The 19,140-nt window shown below is 44.8% G+C and carries 14 protein-coding genes and 1 riboswitch; of the genes, 5 read left to right on the top strand and 9 right to left on the bottom strand.

All coding sequences use genetic code 11. From position 1 onward, the window contains the following. Window positions 1-39 precede the first annotated feature (39 nt). A riboswitch (cyclic di-AMP (ydaO/yuaA leader) is annotated at window positions 40-181 on the top strand. Between the two features lie 133 nt (window positions 182-314). From MHB37_RS10795 to MHB37_RS10780, 4 genes are all read left to right on the top strand, one after another. Continuing rightward, on the top strand, window positions 315-1,490 hold the full coding sequence (locus tag MHB37_RS10795; RefSeq protein ID WP_370510815.1) for a KamA family radical SAM protein: 1,176 nt from the start codon (window positions 315-317) through the stop codon (window positions 1,488-1,490). Between the two features lie 133 nt (window positions 1,491-1,623). Beyond that, the gene (locus MHB37_RS10790) at window positions 1,624-2,535 is read left to right on the top strand and encodes a helix-turn-helix transcriptional regulator (RefSeq protein ID WP_405169234.1); all 912 of its coding nucleotides are present in this window, start codon (window positions 1,624-1,626) and stop codon (window positions 2,533-2,535) included. 83 nt (window positions 2,536-2,618) lie between these two features. Next, window positions 2,619-3,134 (top strand): DinB family protein, encoded by a 516-nt coding sequence (locus MHB37_RS10785; protein ID WP_076280442.1) that lies wholly within the window; start codon window positions 2,619-2,621, stop codon window positions 3,132-3,134. Between the two features lie 56 nt (window positions 3,135-3,190). Then, window positions 3,191-3,760 carry a YdeI family protein gene (locus MHB37_RS10780; RefSeq protein ID WP_405169233.1) on the top strand — a complete coding sequence of 190 codons (570 nt, stop codon included), beginning with the start codon at window positions 3,191-3,193 and terminating at the stop codon, window positions 3,758-3,760. Between the two features lie 191 nt (window positions 3,761-3,951). Here the strand turns inward: MHB37_RS10780 and MHB37_RS10775 are convergent, their stop codons facing one another. The 3 genes from MHB37_RS10775 to uvrA form a co-directional block, all read right to left on the bottom strand. After that, the gene (locus MHB37_RS10775; protein WP_340397928.1) at window positions 3,952-4,143 is read right to left on the bottom strand and encodes a hypothetical protein; all 192 of its coding nucleotides are present in this window, start codon (window positions 4,141-4,143) and stop codon (window positions 3,952-3,954) included. 175 nt (window positions 4,144-4,318) lie between these two features. Then, entirely contained in the window at window positions 4,319-4,486 is a 168-nt protein-coding gene (locus tag MHB37_RS10770; protein WP_405169232.1) for a hypothetical protein, read from the bottom strand. Between the two features lie 510 nt (window positions 4,487-4,996). Then, window positions 4,997-7,501, bottom strand: a complete 2,505-nt coding sequence (gene uvrA, locus MHB37_RS10765) for an excinuclease ABC subunit UvrA (RefSeq protein ID WP_405169231.1) — start codon at window positions 7,499-7,501, stop codon at window positions 4,997-4,999. A 257-nt stretch (window positions 7,502-7,758) separates the two neighbouring features. On the opposite strand from uvrA, the gene MHB37_RS10760 reads away from it, so the two are divergent. Then, a complete protein-coding gene (locus tag MHB37_RS10760; protein ID WP_076130010.1) occupies window positions 7,759-8,196 on the top strand; it encodes a MarR family transcriptional regulator in 438 nt (145 codons plus the stop codon). 69 nt (window positions 8,197-8,265) lie between these two features. On the opposite strand, the gene MHB37_RS10755 is transcribed toward MHB37_RS10760, so the two are convergent. The 6 genes from MHB37_RS10755 to MHB37_RS10730 all read right to left on the bottom strand — a co-directional run bounded on the left by MHB37_RS10755 (window position 8,266) and on the right by MHB37_RS10730 (window position 19,130). Then, window positions 8,266-11,019, bottom strand: coding sequence for an alpha-mannosidase (locus MHB37_RS10755; protein ID WP_405169230.1), 2,754 nt, complete (start codon window positions 11,017-11,019; stop codon window positions 8,266-8,268). Window positions 11,020-11,064: 45 nt separating this feature from the next. Further along, on the bottom strand, window positions 11,065-14,217 hold the full coding sequence (locus tag MHB37_RS10750; protein ID WP_405169229.1) for a beta-galactosidase: 3,153 nt from the start codon (window positions 14,215-14,217) through the stop codon (window positions 11,065-11,067). Then, the gene (locus tag MHB37_RS10745; RefSeq protein WP_405169228.1) at window positions 14,214-15,533 is read right to left on the bottom strand and encodes a glycoside hydrolase family 125 protein; all 1,320 of its coding nucleotides are present in this window, start codon (window positions 15,531-15,533) and stop codon (window positions 14,214-14,216) included. The genes MHB37_RS10750 and MHB37_RS10745 overlap by 4 nt, the downstream gene beginning before the upstream one ends. Before the next feature lie 122 nt (window positions 15,534-15,655). Beyond that, the gene (locus MHB37_RS10740) at window positions 15,656-17,173 is read right to left on the bottom strand and encodes an ABC transporter substrate-binding protein (RefSeq protein WP_076129999.1); all 1,518 of its coding nucleotides are present in this window, start codon (window positions 17,171-17,173) and stop codon (window positions 15,656-15,658) included. An 85-nt stretch (window positions 17,174-17,258) separates the two neighbouring features. After that, window positions 17,259-18,182, bottom strand: a complete 924-nt coding sequence (locus MHB37_RS10735) for a carbohydrate ABC transporter permease (RefSeq protein WP_038569957.1) — start codon at window positions 18,180-18,182, stop codon at window positions 17,259-17,261. Between the two features lie 18 nt (window positions 18,183-18,200). Next, the gene (locus MHB37_RS10730) at window positions 18,201-19,130 is read right to left on the bottom strand and encodes an ABC transporter permease (RefSeq protein WP_405169227.1); all 930 of its coding nucleotides are present in this window, start codon (window positions 19,128-19,130) and stop codon (window positions 18,201-18,203) included. Window positions 19,131-19,140: the final 10 nt, after the last annotated feature.

Genomic DNA, 19,140 nt, shown 5'->3' with positions numbered 1-19,140 from the left:
TAGGATTCTCTTTTGACTTTTCAAAACTTGATAGGGTATACTTTATCTACGCTTAATTTCCAACTTTTACAGTTGAAAAGCGGGGGAACCAGTTAATTGGGGCGAATCATTGAGCATTAGAATGTAGGGTACCATCTTACCCGAGTCCGTCAGCTAACCTCGTCAGCAGTGGATGGGTCTGCTTTTCATGTTATTTACATAACCAGAGACCCTTGCTAAGGGTCTCTTTTTGTGCTTTTTTGGACCCTGCTGGCAGTAGATTGGCCTTTGACACTAAGGCTCCCTCATTTCTCACACTACGAGACAAAGGAGAGATGTACGTGCAAAAGGTAAAGTACTTCACGGATATTAACAAAATAGCTATGTTGTCTGAGCTGGAAAAAGAGAATCTGAAAGAAATTACGGACAAATTTGTTTTTCGTGTAAATGACTACTATCTGTCTTTAATTAACTGGGATGATCCAAATGATCCCATCCGTAAGCTGGTTATTCCTAACGAAGGTGAACTGCTGGAGTATGGGCGCTGGGACGCCTCCGATGAGGACACGAATTATGTGGTACCTGGTTGTCAGCACAAGTATAGAACCACTGCACTACTGATTGTATCCGAGGTCTGCGGGGCTTATTGCCGCTACTGTTTCCGTAAGCGTCTGTTCCGAAATGACGTGAAAGAGGCGATGGCTGATGTCTCTCCGGGCTTGGAGTATATCGCAAATAATCCGGAGATTAACAACGTACTTCTTACGGGCGGGGACAGTTTAATTCTCTCCACACCGAAGCTAAGATCCATTATTGAAAATCTAAGAAGCATTGAGCATGTTAAGATTATTAGACTGGGTTCCAAAATTCCCGTATTTAATCCGATGCGGATCTCTGAAGACGAAGAGCTGCTGGAGCTGATTCGTACTTACTCTACCGAAGACAAACGAATCTATGTTATGGCGCACATCAATCATCCTCGTGAAATCACACCTGAAGCCAAAAAAGCATTTAAAGCTCTCCACAACGCAGGGGCAATTGTCGTAAATCAGACCCCCATCCTCAAAGGCATCAACGATGATCCCGTTATTTTAGGGGAACTACTGGACCGGCTTTCATGGGCTGGCGTTACACCCTACTACTTCTTTGTGAACCGGCCCGTAGCCGGAAACCGAGATTTCGTATTACCGCTCGAGCAAGTCTATCAAATTGTAGAAGAAGCCAAAGCCAGAACCTCAGGACTTGGCAAAAGAGTACGCTTATCCATGAGCCACACCTCAGGAAAAATAGAAATTCTCGCCATTGATAACGGAAAAGCCTATCTCAAATACCATCAATCCAGAGATCAGGAATACGGAAAATTTATGATTCTAGATTGTCCAAAGGACGCCGAATGGTTCGATGACCTGCCTGGGAATGAGCAATATTGGACCCCACCTGTGAAAAAAAACGATGCTATTATTTCTGTTAATGATTTATCAGGCGAGCCTGCGGATTTAATCTGTAAATAGATTTAATCGACTCTGTCATAGGATATTTCTTCATCGCCAACAACAAAACTCCTCCCTCCCAAAATTAGCCCGAAAAAATCTATGATATAATCACGCTGTAACACGAAATGGACTAATGGGTGGGAATGCACACATGAAATTGGAACGATTGATTTCTATGATCTACAAGCTATTGAACCACGAAGTTTTATCTGCCTCCAAGCTGGCTGAAGAGTTTCAGGTTTCCCAGCGAACAATCTATAGGGATATCGATGTGATTTGTGCCGCTGGCATCCCGGTCGTATCGTATCAGGGTACTAAAGGTGGATATGGCATCATGGACGGATATAAAATGGATAAAAGCCTGCTCCGTTCGTATGATGTCACTTCTCTGATTACTGTACTTAACAGTCTTTCTTCCGTGTTTGAAGATGAGCATACGCAAGGAACCATTGAACGGCTGCAAACGATTGGAACGGAGCCACAGACCTCTAGTCTCGCGGTGGATCTTGAAACCCGGCGTACGGATCCTGACGCACTTCCTCTTTTACGTGCGGCTATATCGGAACGAAATGTTGTCCGTTTTGATTACATCAGTGTAAAAAATGAACGTACAACCCGTGAAATGGAACCAGTAAAGCTTCATTTTAAATATAGCAACTGGTACATCTATGGTTATTGCCGGACACGGCAGGACTATCGGGAGTTCCGACTTTCCCGGATGCTGAATTTGTTCCTGACGCAGGATACCTTTCATTCGCAACATGAGTTACCCAAAGAGGCTGGCTGTTCAAACGGGGCAGATCAGGTGGAGGAAATAGTGATCCGGGTAGGCCCTGAGGCTTTGGCAGAAGCTTTGGATCAGTTTCATCAAGTCGACAAGGAATTTCATTCCGATAAAAGCATGACGATGCGAATTCCTGTGTATAAGCCATTGGAAGCACGTTGGCTTTGGTCCATTCTGCTGAGTTTTGGCAGCGGCGCCGAAGTCCTCGAACCCCCTGCATTGCGAGGTATTTTAAAAGAGCAGCTTCAAAACACACTCAAACTTTATGAAGAAGTATGACAGTCTGATGTCATACTTCTTCTTTTATATTAACTACAGTAACAAAAAACAAATCCATGACCATTCAAAAGGAGAATGTACGAATGACAAATTATCCAGTAGAAATGTTTAAATACCACACATGGGCAAACCAAACTATCCTGGGGAGAATCAAGGAACTCCCGCCTTCTGTGCTAAGTCAAGAAGTGAACAGCTCATTTCCCACCATCGCTCATGCCCTTAGCCATATCTATGCGGTTGATACGATGTGGTATCTTGTATTAACAGGCACTGCCATGCCAGAGGCTTTTCAACAAAGTATCCCGCTAAATTTGAGCATTCTAGATTCTGTGGATGAATACGTAAATATCTTTGCCCAGCTATCAGAACAATACAAAGCATGGTTACACAACCAATCCGATTTGGAGCAAACCATTCTGCTTGACAATCCATTCGCCGGAATCCGCCAAACACGCCTATCAGAAATTGTGTTGCAAGTCGCCAATCACGGGACTTATCATAGAGGCAATGTATCTACTATGTTACGGCAGTTAGGCCATGCTTCCACCATGAATGACTATGCTCTTTTTTGGTATCAGGTTCCTGCGGAAGCAAATTAATCTCGGATGGGCAAGACGCTCCACTCCATACCTAGAAAGGAAATTGTATTTTAATTATGGAGATTAAAAATCTAATTACAGTAAAAACGAGAGAAGATTTAAGAGTTTGGCTGCAGGAGAATTCTAAGACTGAAAAATCTTGTTGGGTACTCGTTAGTATGACGCCAAACCCAGAAACGTTGCTATATTTGGACGTAGTTGAGGAATGTTTGTGTTTTGGATGGATCGATGGAGTGAAAAAGAAAATTTCGGAAACGGAGCTGGCGCAAAGACTCTCTCCCCGAAGCAACAAAAGCTCTTGGACTGAATTGAATAAAGAGCGTGTCCGCCGCCTCGAAAAGCTGGGGTTAATGAGTGCTGAAGGAAAACGGGTACTTCCTGATATGAACCCTGATTCTTTTATAGTAGATAAGATTATAGAGCAAAGGCTAAAAGAGGACAGTCAAGTATATGAGAATTTCACAGCCTTTCCAGCCCTTTATAAAAGAGTTCGGATCGACACGATCCAAAGCAATAAACATCAGCCAGATTTATTTAAGAGTAAATTAGACAAATTCATTGCAAACACTAAAGAAAATAAAATGTACGGGCAATGGCATGATAATGGACGTCTGCTAGATTATTAAGCTGCGCTAGATGCACGATCTCCTGCTGAGGCTTTCGGACTCCAATGACGCTATTTACTAATTTATCCCCTTTTCAGCAACTCATCGGACACCAGCGCAGCTATTTCTTAGAAACAGGCTCTTATACGGTGATTTTTCCGCCATTAGGAGCTATGCGGTCCGATAATACTCCAAATGGCGGATTTTCCTGCTTATAAGGTCTGCTGAGTCCGATACGCCGAAGAATGATCATTCGCTGGACTTCTGAGTCCAATACGCCGAAGAATGATCATTCGCTGATCTGCTGAGTCCGATACCGCCGAAGTATGGTCATTCGCTGGGTCTACTGCTACCGCTACCACTACTGCTACTGCTACTGCTACTGCTACTGCTACTGCTACCATGATCTCCTGCTGAGGCTTTCGGACTCCAATGACGCTATTTACTAATTTATCGCCTTTTCACCAACTTATCGGACTCCAGCGCAGCTATTCCTTAGAAAGGGGCTCTTATACGGTGATTTTTCCGCCATTAGGAGCTATGCGGTCCGATAATACTCCAAATGGCGGATTTTCTTGCTTATAAGGTCTGCTGAGTCCGATACGCCGAAGAATGATCATTCGCTGGGTCTACTGCTACCGCTACTACTGCTACTGCTACTGTTACTGCTACTGCTACTGCTACTGCTACTGCTACTGCTACTGCTACTGCTACTGCTACTGCTACTGCTACTGCTACTGCTACCATGATCTCCTGCTGAGGCTTTCGGACTCCAATGACGCTATTTACTAATTTATCGCCTTTTCAGTAACTCATCGGACTCCAGCGCAGCTATTTCTTAGAATCAGGCTCTTATACGGTGATTTTTCCGCCATTAGGAGCTATGCGGTCCGATAATACTCCAATTGGCGGATTTTCCTGCTTATAAGGTCTGCTGAGTCCGATACGCCGAAGAATGATCATTCGCTGGACTCCTGAGTCCGACACGCCGAAGAATGATCATTCGCTGGTCTGCTGAGTCCGATACCGCCGAAGCATAGTCTTTCGCTGTCTGATGCTACCGTATCCTAATCATCTGCGGATCAAACACCATTGACTCATGATCATCTGTTATACCCAAAGTGCTAAGTACGCGTGAATGAGATTGGTTCAGACGTTCAGGCAAAGTTTAGAGTTGAGAGCAGAGGTTTGGTTTAAGTTCAAAAAAAGAGAGGTGCCCCAGCCATTTTCATGGCTTTGGGCACCTCTTTTATTAAGTTACAGCCCTTCAGCCAGAATCCGTTTCAGGAACATCCCTGTGTAGGATTCCCGCACTTCAGCAACCTGCTCCGGTGTACCTTCAGCTACAAGCTTACCGCCCACAACGCCACCTTCAGGGCCAATATCAAGCACCCAGTCGGACTCCCGAATCAGCTCTAAGCTGTGCTCCACAACTACGACAGTATTTCCCGTATCAACCAATTTGCTCAATAAGGTATGGAGCTGCTTGATGTCTGACGGATGAAGGCCTGTTGTTGGTTCGTCAAGCAGATAGAGCGTATGGTTTTTGGAAGGTTTGCTCAGCTCTTTAGCCAGTCTAATCCGTTGCCCTTCACCACCGGATAAGGTTTTGACAGATTGTCCCCATTTAAGGTAACCGAGACCCACCTCACACAATGTCTCGATAATCCCCGCCATTTTGGCTTCCGACTTAAGAATCGGCAAGCTTTCCTGTACGGACATGTCCAGCAGATCCGAGATGGAATATCCATCATATTTCACCTGGAGAACCTCATCCGTAAATCTTCTCCCCTTGCATGCGTGGCATTTAACCTCCAGATCGGGTAAGAAATTCATGTCTACAGTCAGCACCCCAAGACCCTGACAGGTTTCGCAACGTCCACCCGGTGTGTTGAAGGAAAAATGCTTGGAGGTCAGTTTTCTTTTTTTCGCCTCTGGCAATGCAGCAAACAGCTGGCGCAGATGTGTGAATACATCTGTATATGTCGCTACATTAGAACGCAACATTCTACCCATGGGCGATTGGTCAAAGATCACTATATTTCCAACCTGATCTAAGCCCGCAATCTCAGCACAGCCTATTTGCTCATGTTCTTTCGCACTGCCTTGCGCAAGAATATCAAAGACTAGTGTCGACTTGCCTGAACCCGAAACCCCAGTTACAGAAACTAGACAATCTAGAGGAAATGAAACCTCCGGGATATCAATATTCCGGTACTGTGCCTGTCGGATGGTGATTTGTTTTCCGTCACCTTTCCGGCGAACGTATGCAGCAGTCTTATTACGCTCTTCTCTAAGATAGGCTCCCGTAACAGAAGTCTCGCTTGCCATCAAATCCTCAATGCTGCCCTCGCCAACAACTTGCCCTCCGTCCAGACCAGCACCCGGACCCATATCAATAATATGATCGGCAGCGCGCATCATCTCAATATCATGCTCGATAACGAGCACCGTATTACCCAAATCGCGCAGCTCCTGAAGCACACGAATGAGGCCAACAGTATCCCGCGGATGAAGCCCGGTCGTCGGTTCATCTAGAATGTATAACACTCCAGTCAGACCTGACCCCAGCAATGAGGCAAGGCGCAGCCGCTGTGCCTCTCCACCAGAGAGGGAGACCGTCTGACGGTTCATGGAAAGATAACCAAGACCAACATCGATAATCCGTTTTAGTCGGGTAGGCATATCGTGAAGGATGGGTTCAAGCAGATGAAGTCCCTCGGCGGGCAAAGCCGCCTCCAAGCCTTTCGTCCACTCGTAAACATCGCTTAATGGCCAATCCGATACCTCCGTAATCGATGCGCCAGCTACCCGAACGAGACGAACTTCTTTTTTTAGGCGAGTGCCAAGGCATTCTGGGCATTGCTGCTCATGAAAAAATCCGCCGTCTTTTTCCTGTGTACCAGCTTCTCCTTCCTTCTCCTTGTATCGCCGCCACAAACCAGGAATGACGCCTTCAAATTTGGTGCCTTGAATCGGCTTAACATTGGGAAAATGGCGCTTAAACGCCTCACTTTCCACTCCGTAATATAACAAGTCGCGCTGAATTTCGCCGTAATTTTTTAAGGGCTGATCTGGGTCAAACTCAAAACCAAAATGCTTGCCAGCGGCCACTAATATACGCATCTGTATATCACGATGAACACCATTCAGCGAGGCCACCCCACCCTCACGCATACTAAGCTCTGGATTAAACACTGCCGCTTCATTTATAGTTGCCACAGATCCAACACCACCGCAGGCTTCACAAGCTCCCTCCGGCTTATTAAAAGAAAAGTGTGACATGCCCAGCTTCTCAAGCTCAGCTCCGCAATGCGGACAACCCATCGTTTGACCATGCATTTCCTCGTCTTCCTCGATCAGCAATCCCCTCGCTTCAAAAGAAGGTGGAATGCTGCCACTACAGGAAGGGCAAACCCGCTCGCCTAATCTGGAAAAGATAAACCGGACAAACGTATAGATGTCGGTGACTGTCCCAACTGTCGAACGGGGATTACGATTGGTGACATGTTGTCCAACACTAATGGACGGAGACAGTCCAATAATAGACTCCACCTTTGGTTTGCTGATCGTATCTGACGTCATGCCCATGGAATCCAAATACTGTCTTTGGCATTCCCGCTGAAGTGTATCCATAGCTAACGTCGATTTCCCTGATCCCGAAGGTCCTGTCAGGACAACTAGCTTATACTTAGGAATCGTGAGCGAGACATTTTTCAGATTATTCTCTCTTGCACCTTTAATAACAATAGTCTCTTTCACATCTATTCCCCTCTCAATTCAACCCACTGGTTCGTAGTTATATCTTCTATCCATATGGTTGCCCAAAGCTGTTGGATTGCAATTATTTTGCAAAACATTTCTAATTTCGATAGAATGTATTTGATAAATCACAAAATTTTCGAATAACTTTATAATCTAATATCTTGACTATCAAGATATAATTATTTTAAAAGGAGCGTTATCTTTTGTCAAGCCACGAACAACCAACACCAGAGCAGGAACAATTCACCTTGCTTATGCGCAGTTTGGGAAACCGAACGGTATTGTACCAACAAAATGTAGCCGCCTCACTCGGGTTATACAATAATGATTTCTTATCTATAGATATTCTACGGGAGAAAGGTCCTATCACTGCTGGAGAACTGTCTAAATTAACCGGTCTGACCACAGGCAGTGTTACGGCATTAATAGACCGGCTAGAAAAAAATGGCTATGTCCGCAGACAAAATGACCCGAATGACCGCCGTAAAGTGATTATTGTGCCATTATATGAGAATAAAGATGATGTCATTAATACGTACCAACCGCTCCATACCGCCATGGTTAAGCTCGCAGCTTCTTATACGGATGAAGAGCTCGCCCTTATTTCGCAGTTTTTAGGCCAAGCAAGTGCAGTTCTGGAAGAGCAGATTGATCAGCTTGGATCCACTGCGCGCGGCAAATCTTCTTCCTAAGATACGCATTTATACAAAAAGGACGATATCCAAAAGTCATACGACTCTCTGGATACCGTCCTTTTTCATTTATTTTCTAATACCAATCGTTACAATTTCGCATGGACCGATCTGTAAGTCAAAGCTACCTTTCTCATCACTAGTGACTGGGTGGCTCTCCTCTTCTAGAATCGTCGTTTTATAGAAATACTGCTGCGGAATAATCGAATGGAAGGCCAGGTTGGTGTTCTGCTGACTCATGTTGTACCAACGCAGCAGTATGTCTCCAGTCTGCTCGTTCATTTTCAGTGAAGAAAATGCGAGTTCCCTACTCTCCCAATCAAATGGAGTATACACCGGCGCAACCACGCCTGCATGTACATCTGTCGGGCATACAATCCACGGAACCTGGAATTGGTAAGCTTCAGCATAAGCACCAGAAGTTATACCCTCACCTGTGTGCGATATTAGCTCCATACGAACAACGTGCTCTCCAAGACACTGCGCTTCTGGAGTTGGGAATAGCCCCCAGTCACCAAGTTCGCCAACAGAACGTAGCAGTGTAATCGCAATAGTGTTACGCCCATCTCGCAGCACTTCATATTCATTTAATCCAAAATTAGCGACGGTTAGACCCGCTTTCCCATCACTAACATCAACAAAGGCTTGCTGATGTTGCGTGTTACTCGGATTCTTCCATTCTGTGGCTGGTTCAATATTCCGCTCAGCAACCTCGAACATCGAATCTACACGATGCGTGGCAGCGTTCAAATCTGTTGGAAACAGTATACGAATCCGGTGATCTTTGGCCTGGTTATCTATTGTCGTTTCGATATGCAATCCCTTTCCGCCCCGCTCCAAGGTGATTACAGTACGAAGTTTTAGAATGACTGTGTCACTACTGCGCTGAGCTTTGCGCTCCGGATAGTAAACCAGTGCACGCTGCTCCTCATCCAGCTTATCATCTGCCGAGGCTGGAATCTCCCAGTTATGGTTAATTTCTATAGCGGCGCGAAACGATGTATTTTCCAGTACACAAATGTTAGCCTTCAGTCCTTTAGTCGTCAAAGCTTGTTCAGCCTCTGGCTGTTTGTACATATATTCATTGCCGATATCCCCGGTGTTTTCATATACACCAAGATCGTTATAGGTCACTCCACTAGTTTTGTCACTTAGCATAAACGAACCATCATCATTAATGACTACCTTGATAACGTCATTTTCCAGCACCCGATCTCCATATAGCAAAGATTCAGCGGCTATTGGCAGTTTTGCATCTGCTCGGCGAACCCAAGCATATGATCGAAGACCTAGCGCAGGAACTTCTACGGCTTCAAAGGTAAGTCTTACCCGGCGGCACATATACGGCTGACGGAACTTATCATCTGGCAAATCATAACCAAACTGAAGACCCAAGTCCTCCAGCTGGGAGGCAATGTTATTCCCTTGATCGTCTACTAACACACGACCGTGCAAGTCAATTCCAGTCATACGGCTAGCCGTTTCTTCCAGAGAGAATCCTTCTCGCAAATATAGACGCGCCACATCAAGTTCTACGCTCACAGTACCCGTGCGACTCCAACCCGTCATATTCATCGCTACTAATGGAAGCACGTCTTCACCATATGTGGTAAACCCGGACGTATCCACAGCTTCTGCAATCACTCGTTTACTATCCTCAACAATGGTCTCTGCCACATGACGGCTTTTGTCAAAACGGGTGACCATCTCACGGTGTACCTCATCCACGCTGCATCCACAAATACTATCATGCGGATGATTCTGCATTAATGTCTTCCATGCATAGGTGAACAGATGATGGGGGTACTCTTTGCCCAGTAAATGTGCGAACGAAGCAAGTGGCTCGGCCAACTTTTCAAGCAAGATTTGCCCTTCCTGATTCATCTGTTTCAAATAGACACGAGCAGACGCGGTATTCACTAACGTACCCCATCCATCGGTATGCTGGCTCCGCAGTTCGCCCTTTACAGTCGACAGATTGCTACGATCCATTACACCCTCTAGGGCCTTAAGGTAATCAGGAAAGTTCGAATGAATGAACTCCATATCTGGATACAACCACTTCGCAGTTTCGATAGCCTCTGGCAAATCCAGTTGAGCCGGCTGATGATCGCAACCATTCATGAACAGCAGCTCACCTGTAGAGGCAAACTTCCGCGCATCTGCCAGCTTTTTCTCCCAGAACACTTTGGCTTCTGCTTCATTTACAGGCACTTCGTTTCCGTTAGAATACCAATTGGCAAATAGAATGCCGAGCACTTTTGATCCATCAGGACCTTCCCAAATCAGCTCCGAGAATGAGGATTCGTAACCTCCATCCGACACCGTATTATTGAATCCAGTGGGCTTCACACCTCTTCCAAAAAAGGCATTATTGATGCCGGATTGCAGCATTAATTGTGGAGTCTGGCCGACTAGACCAAAGGTGTCCGGAAAATAACCGATTTTGGAGGGTTCCCCGTAACGCTTCGAATCCTGATGGCCAATCTGCATATTACGAACATTGGCCTCCCCACTAGTAAGGAACGCATCCTGCAAAATATACCAAGGTCCTATTAGAAGGCGACCTTCCGTAATATATTTCTGTAGCCGCTCTTGATTTTCTGGACGTACCTGAAGATAATCTTCCAGAATAATCGTCTGTCCATCCAGATAGAAACTCTTAAATTCGTTATCCTCATCCAACCGGTTCAGTAATTCATCAACCAGTTTCACTAAGCGTACATGATGCTTCTCATAGGGAAGATACCATTCCCGGTCCCAGTGTGTATGGGAAATGATATGGGCTGTCTGAGGGCTAATAGATTGTTTTGAACTTTCCAAAGTGAAGACCTCCTTATATGCAATGCGTTCTATCTACCAAGATGCTTAATGTAGAAGATGTGGATAATTGACATGAATCTCGACTTCCTGCGGGCGATAAACACCAAGCAAATCTCCTTTACTATCCGTAGCAAAGAGAACAGAACGTTCCTGTTCCAACACGAACGAATAAGTTCGGCCAGTGGCTGAATCCTTCACCTCGATCTTTGCATCTTGGGCATATTCCGACACGAAGGTAAAAAGTGCACCCGTAGCAAAGCTCAGTTTTCGTCCGTAGATACCCGCTAAGTCCCCACCACTAATCCATTCAAAATCACGTTCCACAAAAGCAGCATTAACCGCGTAGCGGTAAAGTGCAGCCGTAGTATCCCTACGCTCACTCAATTCAACTGGCAGTGGACTCCATAGGAGTCGACCCTTGCCCAGCGGAAGGTTCACGACAGTGTCTATAGTAGAACTTCCACCATTTTTTTGAATGATCGTTTCCTTCGTCACCTCAGCTATCCGGCGGTGGCCGAAAGAGACAGGCAGTACTTGACCTTGAAGCATAAGCACTTCTTCGCGGCGCACATTACGCAATTCACGTTTGCCAAGAATATCACTCAACCGATCCGAAGAACGCCAGTAGGCATCAATGCCTAACGGTCCAGTGGCAAGCAATACCGCTCCTGTCTCTTCAACGATATGTAACAACCGTTCCATCGCTGCATCAGCGAAGTTATGCGCGCTTGGCAGTATAATCAGCTTCGCAGGGTTCTTCTCCAAATCATCTAGGTGGTATTCAGAAGCCCCCCGAAAAGACATCTTGAGCTCATAAGACAGAATGCGGGTAAGCTCTGTTGTAGACGCAAAAGCCAACTTTCGATTAGAGAAATCATTCGAATAAGGGAACACCACCGCAATCTCTTCCAATTTCCGATTACCAAATATATCACGGATACCTTCTATAAACTTCCCGAAATCATAAGATACGTCTGCCTCAGGCTTCTCGGTTCCATCCGCTCTCAGCGCTCCGATATGGGACTCATTCGCATTATCCATATAGAAATTCGTATTCCAGATCCAGTGAATAGCTCCCGCACCTGCCGTTCCAAAAGCGTAAGCATATTTGCGTTCCAGCAAATTCCGCAGCTCTTGTTCTGAACGTTTGGCTCGGCCATCTGGAGTTTCTACATACATGACGCCAGTCTCCTGAATTAGGTTTGGCTTATTGGGGGTTTTGGCAAAAATGCCATCCCATATCAAATAGTCGTTAAACCACCAGGAGTGCACAGTAGTGTAATCTACCGCTTCCTCATAGAAAAACGGCGAAGGACGCTGCGCTCCTAGTCCCTCATCCTGGCCAACCGTAACCATCTGAGCTGGACATTGCTCCTTAATGGTATCGTATAATTGCTTCACCCAACGGTTATGCATTTCCATAGAGAACAAACAATAATCCAACCAGCGTGTCCCCCTCTTAGCACTGTGCATATCTTGTACGTCGAAGTTCATCTCTTTTGCTTCAGGCAGCCCTGCCGAAGCAAAGTCCGGAAGCTGTGCGGGCGTCATATTCCAGCGTTCCTGCAGCACTTCGATTACACCATGTCTTTCTTGTAGCCATTCCCTAAAAGCTTGTCGCTCAAAGCGATCATGGCATGAACTCGGGCCGTCCGAGAAAATACGGTCCGGATCAAACATCGACGGTTCATTAATAAGATCCCAGTCTACATTCGAAGAATCTTTATGACGAGATACAATAGACCGAATGAACCGCTTCTGAGCTTCCACACTTTGTGGGTCCAGATAAGGGTTCACCCCTCCCCACGTTTCCGGTGTGAAGGAGAAAAACGTGAACGTCACCTGAAGATCATGCTTTTTCGCCGTCATGATGAAGGCGTCGATCGCCCGCAATACTTCTTCCGAGACATGTCCATCGTCTTGCATCACATTGCGATAAGCTGTCCAGATCCCTGTACGGATCCAGTTAATCCCGGCCTTCCGCATCTGGCCCATATCACGATCCCAAACTCCGACGTTCGGCAGAAAAAGAAATTTTCGCGCCACATCACTCGCCATATAAGTCATGCCGACCACTGGTAGCGGACGCCCATCTTTTATAAAATAATCTCTGCCGCTCGTTACCGGATGGCCTGCTGCCAGCAGCTCAGGAGCATGACCCCAGAACCCTTGGCGCAGAATGCGAACCTCACCATCACTGGCTTCTGCTTCACAGACAATCTGGTAGAGGCCCCTACTTATCTCCAAAGGAATAGGCAGACGCACCATGTTTAGTTCTGCATTCGCCTTCATTTCCAAACTCTGAGACCACTTCAAAGAGGTATCTGATTCATGCTCTACATGAATTGTGAAATTCCATGTATCTTCATTTCGCATAGAAGGTCTCACTCGTTCAAGCTGCTGAATCTGAAGGGTTAGGGAAGCACGTTCTCCTGATTCATAAGACGCGTAATTGGGCTTAACCCACATTTCCGTAACACCCTTGCTGCAGAAACGCGCCCAATTGGATATCGCGGAAGGACCTTTTTGCTCCCAAAAAGAAGCTGTTGCAGGTGTATTTACGAACAGCCAGCGTGAACCTGCATACAAACCGCTCGTATTCTCCCAAAGAACCACTGGGGCAGCGGTTTCTCGACCCTCGGACGTAATTCCCTTTAAGAGCGGGTAAATCCGTGTGCTCATCGGACCTGCCGAGCCCATTTGATGTGGTAAATCACTCGTCTTTGTCGTATGTGGCACGAGGTTCCATGTGTCCGCACTCGTTAGAAAAAGAGATTCTTGACCCTTAAGCAGAGGAATGACATCCAAGGCAAGCAATGAATGGTTGCGTGAGCATTCAACACGAAGTGCCTCATGAATATACAGCTCCTGATGATAGGAAGTCTGCTCCGCTTCGACATGCCATCGGCCATTTTCCCAACGAACAGGTTGTTTGAAGGGTGCGCCTCCAATGCTAATCAACCCGCCACCTCTTTGCAGGTATTCAAGAATGGCTATCCAGGCCGCTTTCGGGAAATAGGGTGCATGCAGATTGATGAAACAGCCGCCTTTCGTTTCGCATAGCGTTTGTGCAAGCTGATTCTCACTTACAATAGATCCGAACTCACTCATGGATGTAATCGCATCGCTAGGAATGGGACTGGAAATTGGAAAATCAGAATCATAAAATATGATTACAGGTCTGCTCAGGCTGCTCATAGTAGTCCTTCCTTCATCATTTTATAGACAAGTTGGGAGAACAGACTATTGGACCAGGCGAACCATTTTCTAGTGAACGTATTCGGATCATTAACATGGAATCCCTCATGCATAAAGCCAGTATCCGCATCCGTAGCTTCTAACATCGCAAGCATCTCCAGCTTTTCTTCCTTAGTTGAAGCCGTCAAACCTTGCATGGATAATGCCATATGCCAGATGTAGTCTTTGGGAGTATGCGGACTGCCGATTCCCTTCGCTGCGGTTCCTTCAAAATAAAAAGGATTCTCCTTGCTCAGAGCAAATCGTCTCGTATTCTGATAAATTTCATCCTCTGCGGTAACATAGCCGAGATAAGGAATCGACAGGAGTCCTGGTGTTCCCGCATCATCCATCAAGCAGTAGTTGCCATAACCATCGGTCTCGTAGGCGTAGATTGGACCGAATTTCGGATGACGATAAATACCATACAATTGAATTCCGTGATCAATCTCAGCTTCTAATGCTTTAAGCTGTTCCAGAAATTCAAGATCACGGAATACCCATTCAGCGAATTCCTGCATATGACGTAATGCAACAACAGCGAACATATTCCCCGGGATGTTGTAATGAAAGTCGCATGCATCATCACTCGAGCGGAATCCCGACCAGACCATACCCGTGTAATTAACAGGCATACCTAGACCGTTATTACGCAGTGTATCTTCAGGAATCCCATTGTTACGCGTAAACCGGTATGGAGATAATTCACTATGGCGCTGTTCAGTTTTGAACAGGTTGAATATTTTGATCATTGCTGCCTTAAATCCGGCGTCGAATATATCAGCCTTTCCGGTTTCTTTCCAATAGGCATAAGCCAGACGCATGGAAAAACAAAGAGAATCGATCTCGAATTTACGCTCCCACACCCAGGGGGACATTTCCGTAATATCGCTAGTGCTCCAATGCCAATCATTCGCTGTCTCATTAAACGCATTGGCGTACGGATCGATATGAATATACTCGATATGACGTTTAATTAACCCGCCAATAATCCGCTGAAGATCGGGATCGTTTTTAGCAAAGGGCACGTAGTGCATAACCTGCTCCACAGAGTCTCGCAACCAAGAAGCTGGGATATCTCCTGTAATTACAAACGTTGTCCCATCATCCATAAGCTTAGTCGTTGTCTCAAGCGTATTGGGAAAACAGTTCTTAAAAAGCTGCAACAGCTTCGGCCGATGAGCTAACTTCTCCTCTGCTTCGTTCAATACTTCTTGAACCGCTTGAGGAAGCGGCAGCTTCGGCATAGAGATGGCGGGAAGTCGGAATTGTTCCATATTCTCACTCCTTCATAATAAATGGGGATAGATAGAGAGACGGGCAGCATAGCTGCCCGTCTCCACTAATCCTATTTGTGTTACCTTTAGTGATTAATCTTAGGCGTGTTACGTTCATTAGCTTATTTCTTTGTCTGGTTCCACTCATCAAGTTGCTTTTGAACTTCTGCAATGACTTTATCAAGTCCAGCTTCTTTAAATTTCTTCGCTGCTTTTGGCAGATATGTTTTAGGATCAACAGAACCTGTGTATAGCGCTGGCATAAATTCTTTAGTTACGTTGTTGATAGCCGCTACTTCTGTTTTTACAGGTGTAGGATCAAATGCAAAACCGAAGGTAGGGGCTTCTTTTGAAGAATCATTAAACTTCTTGAAAGCATCCCATTTATCAGCAGGGTCATCAGCATGCAGATAAGTCAGTAACATGTTCCCAAGTGTGAAGCCTGGCATTGCATAGCTATCTTGCATAGCTGGCAGATCTTCAATGACATTGTCGGAGATTTTCTTATAATGAGTGCCTTCAATACCATAGTTGAGCAAATTGCGTAAGTACTTATCTGTATTCAAAAGATTCAAGAACATCATCGCGCGCTCAGGATCACCTGAGGTTACGGAAATCGCGTGCATCGAACCTGCGGCGGACTGTGTATATACATAAGGCTCATGCATAGGCGAAGTTACAATTTCATAACCTGCTGAACGAGACCAACCTTTTTCTGCATAAGGCTGTGTGATTTCGCGATCGGCAAACCATTTACCGGTCTTAATGTTATCAATACCTTCAAGTGTCGCAACGTCTGGGCGTAAGTAACCTGCTGTGTAAAGTCTACGCATCGTATCTAACGATGTTGCAAGTTCAGGTGTCTCCAGAATATTAACAACCTTGCCATCTGTGGAATCCATATAGACCCCGATAGGTAGCTCATCACCTAGTACATAGTCAAATGGCATGAATGGTTTAAAGCCTTTAGGAACAGCTAGAGGTGTAATATCAGCCGGCTCGTTCTCTTTAATCGTTTTAAGAAGTGGCTCTAGATCATCCAATGTACGGATATTGGAAATGTCCATGTTATATTTATCAACATATTTCTTATTGAAGCGCCATACCCATTGCTGTCCAAGCTCCTTATTTACAGGAACACCATAGATCTCACCTTTAATCTTAGTTCCTTCTAAGAAACGAGGGTCCAAAACTTCTTTCGTTTCCTTACCATACTTATCTAGCAGATCATTCAGACCCAAGAACGTCCCATTAGCAGCGTTACGACGGAAGTCATTTGTCCAAGAAGAGGTAAAGGCAATATCATAAGGCTCACCGGAAGCGGTGATGACTTGCATCTTCTTATCGTAATCGCCCCAATCGAACATCGTAATGTTCAACGTCGCGTTAATTTTTTCTTGGGTATATTTATTAACTTCTTTTAAGACAAGATCTAAATCCTTTTGAGGTCCACCAATTAAATACATCTTCAACTCATATGGCTTTAATTCTGATGTGTTCCCTGCTGAATTCCCTGCTGCCGCTGAATTGTTTGTTTCTTTAGCAGCATTTGTATTATTATTCGAACCACATCCAGCTAGAAGGCCAGAAAAAAGCATTGTCCCTGCAAGAGCGAGTGTTAAGCCTTTTTTCATTTTCATTTCTATTTTCCCCCTTTAGATTAATGAACGCTTTATTTATATCGATTCCTGTCCTAGCGATTCGAATAAATACATCTTAGTAGTGTTACTCCTTTAAAGAGCCCACGGTTAAGCCTTGTACAAAATACTTTTGGAAGAACGGATACGCTAGTGCTATAGGTAAGGTCGCCAGTACAACCATCGCCATACGAACGGTTTCTGTTGGCAAGGTTGCAGCAATCTCAAAGCTTGATCCCATCTGCATACTGTTCTGAATGACAAACTCCATATTATTCTGAATTCGCATCAGCATCGCTTGGAGTGGAACAAGACTCGCATCATCTATATACAGCAGGGCATTAAACCAATCATTCCAATAGCCCAGCGTACAGAACAATCCAATCGTTGCAATCCCCGGTAAAGAGATTGGAAGTACAATTTGCAGGAAGGTCCGAAACTCACCAGACCCATCAATTTTGGCAGCCTCAATGAGTGCATCAGGTACGCTAGTCTGGAAGAAGGTCCGCATTACTAGAATAAAGAATGCATTCATCGCTATGGGCAATATTAAAGCCCATATCGTGTTGTACAAATGTAAAAACTGCGTAGCCACGATATAGTTGGGAACCATTCCGCCTGAGAATAACATCGTGAAGAAGGCGAAGAAGCTGAAATAATTACGATAGCGAAATGATCTTCGAGAGAGAACATACGCATAAGTTGTTATTAAAAATAAACTAATGAGCGTACCTAGTACAGTAACCATCAAAGTAACTCCAAAGGAACGAAGCAATTGATCACCTGTGTTAAAAACAAACTGATAAGCTGCTAAACTATATTTTTCGGGTAACAAGCTAAATCCATTTAGAGCAAGTACTTTCTCATCTGTAAAAGAAATGGCTATGACAAACAAGAACGGAAACACACAAGTAAAAGCGAAGATGCCAATTATAATATTGAGTACCACATTCCATAAAGGAGTAATGGCGTTGTTGTCGATTTCTTTTGGCTTACGTTTGAATACTGCCATAACGTCACTAACTCCTTTCTAGAATATCGCATTCTCTTTGCTGATCTTTTTCACAATAGAATTCGTTACAAGCACCATGATAAATCCAACAATCGATTGATATAGACCCGCTGCTGTACTCATCCCTAGATTACCTGTCGTACTCATGCTGCGATAAATATAAGTATCGATAACATTCGTTACGGAGTATAGAACACCTGAATCCCGAGGGATTTGATAGAATAAACCGAAGTCCGATCTAAAAATACCACCAATCGCTAAAATCGTTAGCGTTACCATTAAAGGTTTAAGCAAAGGAAGTGTAATAAACTTAATCTGCTGCCATTTGCTGGCCCCATCAATCATAGCTGCTTCATAGTAGGACTTGTCGATACCCGCTATAGCCGCTAAGTAAACAACACTTGAATAACCAATTGATTTCCAAATCCCCATGAAAATTAGGATATATGGCCAAAAGCGAGTATCCCCATACCAGGAAATAGGATTGCCTCCGAAGTAAACAACCACTTGATTCAATATTCCTTTATCTACACTCAGAAAGCTGAAGGTAAAGAAACTAATAATGACCCAAGAAAGGAAGTAAGGCATAAACATCGCCGTTTGATAAACTTTAGCCATCCGTTTGTTCACAAGTTCATTTAAGGTGATCGCAATACCCACCGCAAGAACTAAACCGAGAGAGATCAACGCCAAGTTATAAAGAATCGTATTTCTTGTAATGATATAGGCGTCCTCCGTCGAGAACAAAAAGTTGAAATTTTCAAGGCCAACCCACTTACTGTTTAAAACGCTTGCAAAGAATCCATCCCGATGAATCTTGAAATCCTTGAATGCAATTACTGTTCCAAACATCGGTAAGTAGCAAAAGATCAGGAACCATAATGTCCCTGGTAATACCATAAACCAGAGTACTTTATCCTTAATTAAACTTTTGAAAAATGCAGGCATTATTCCACAT

The organism is Paenibacillus sp. FSL H3-0286 (genome assembly GCF_045040705.1).
GTDB lineage: Bacteria > Bacillota > Bacilli > Paenibacillales > Paenibacillaceae > Paenibacillus_AQ > Paenibacillus_AQ odorifer.
Note: the sequence above shows the minus strand (reverse complement) of the source record. Positions and strands in the feature narration are given on the sequence as shown.

What these genes read in the sequence shown, in the direction of transcription:
- MHB37_RS10750 (WP_405169229.1), bottom strand. Translation starts at nt 14,217, where the DNA reads ATGAGCAGCCTGAGCAGACCTGTAATCATATTTTATGATTCTGATTTT.
- MHB37_RS10790 (WP_405169234.1), top strand. Translation starts at nt 1,624, where the DNA reads ATGAAATTGGAACGATTGATTTCTATGATCTACAAGCTATTGAACCAC.
- MHB37_RS10785 (WP_076280442.1), top strand. Translation starts at nt 2,619, where the DNA reads ATGACAAATTATCCAGTAGAAATGTTTAAATACCACACATGGGCAAAC.
- MHB37_RS10730 (WP_405169227.1), bottom strand. Translation starts at nt 19,130, where the DNA reads ATGCCTGCATTTTTCAAAAGTTTAATTAAGGATAAAGTACTCTGGTTT.
- MHB37_RS10760 (WP_076130010.1), top strand. Translation starts at nt 7,759, where the DNA reads ATGCGCAGTTTGGGAAACCGAACGGTATTGTACCAACAAAATGTAGCC.
- MHB37_RS10735 (WP_038569957.1), bottom strand. Translation starts at nt 18,182, where the DNA reads ATGGCAGTATTCAAACGTAAGCCAAAAGAAATCGACAACAACGCCATT.
- MHB37_RS10780 (WP_405169233.1), top strand. Translation starts at nt 3,191, where the DNA reads ATGGAGATTAAAAATCTAATTACAGTAAAAACGAGAGAAGATTTAAGA.
- MHB37_RS10770 (WP_405169232.1), bottom strand. Translation starts at nt 4,486, where the DNA reads ATGGTAGCAGTAGCAGTAGCAGTAGCAGTAGCAGTAGCAGTAGCAGTA.
- MHB37_RS10775 (WP_340397928.1), bottom strand. Translation starts at nt 4,143, where the DNA reads ATGGTAGCAGTAGCAGTAGCAGTAGCAGTAGCAGTAGCAGTAGTGGTA.
- MHB37_RS10740 (WP_076129999.1), bottom strand. Translation starts at nt 17,173, where the DNA reads ATGAAAATGAAAAAAGGCTTAACACTCGCTCTTGCAGGGACAATGCTT.
- MHB37_RS10745 (WP_405169228.1), bottom strand. Translation starts at nt 15,533, where the DNA reads ATGGAACAATTCCGACTTCCCGCCATCTCTATGCCGAAGCTGCCGCTT.
- MHB37_RS10795 (WP_370510815.1), top strand. Translation starts at nt 315, where the DNA reads ATGTACGTGCAAAAGGTAAAGTACTTCACGGATATTAACAAAATAGCT.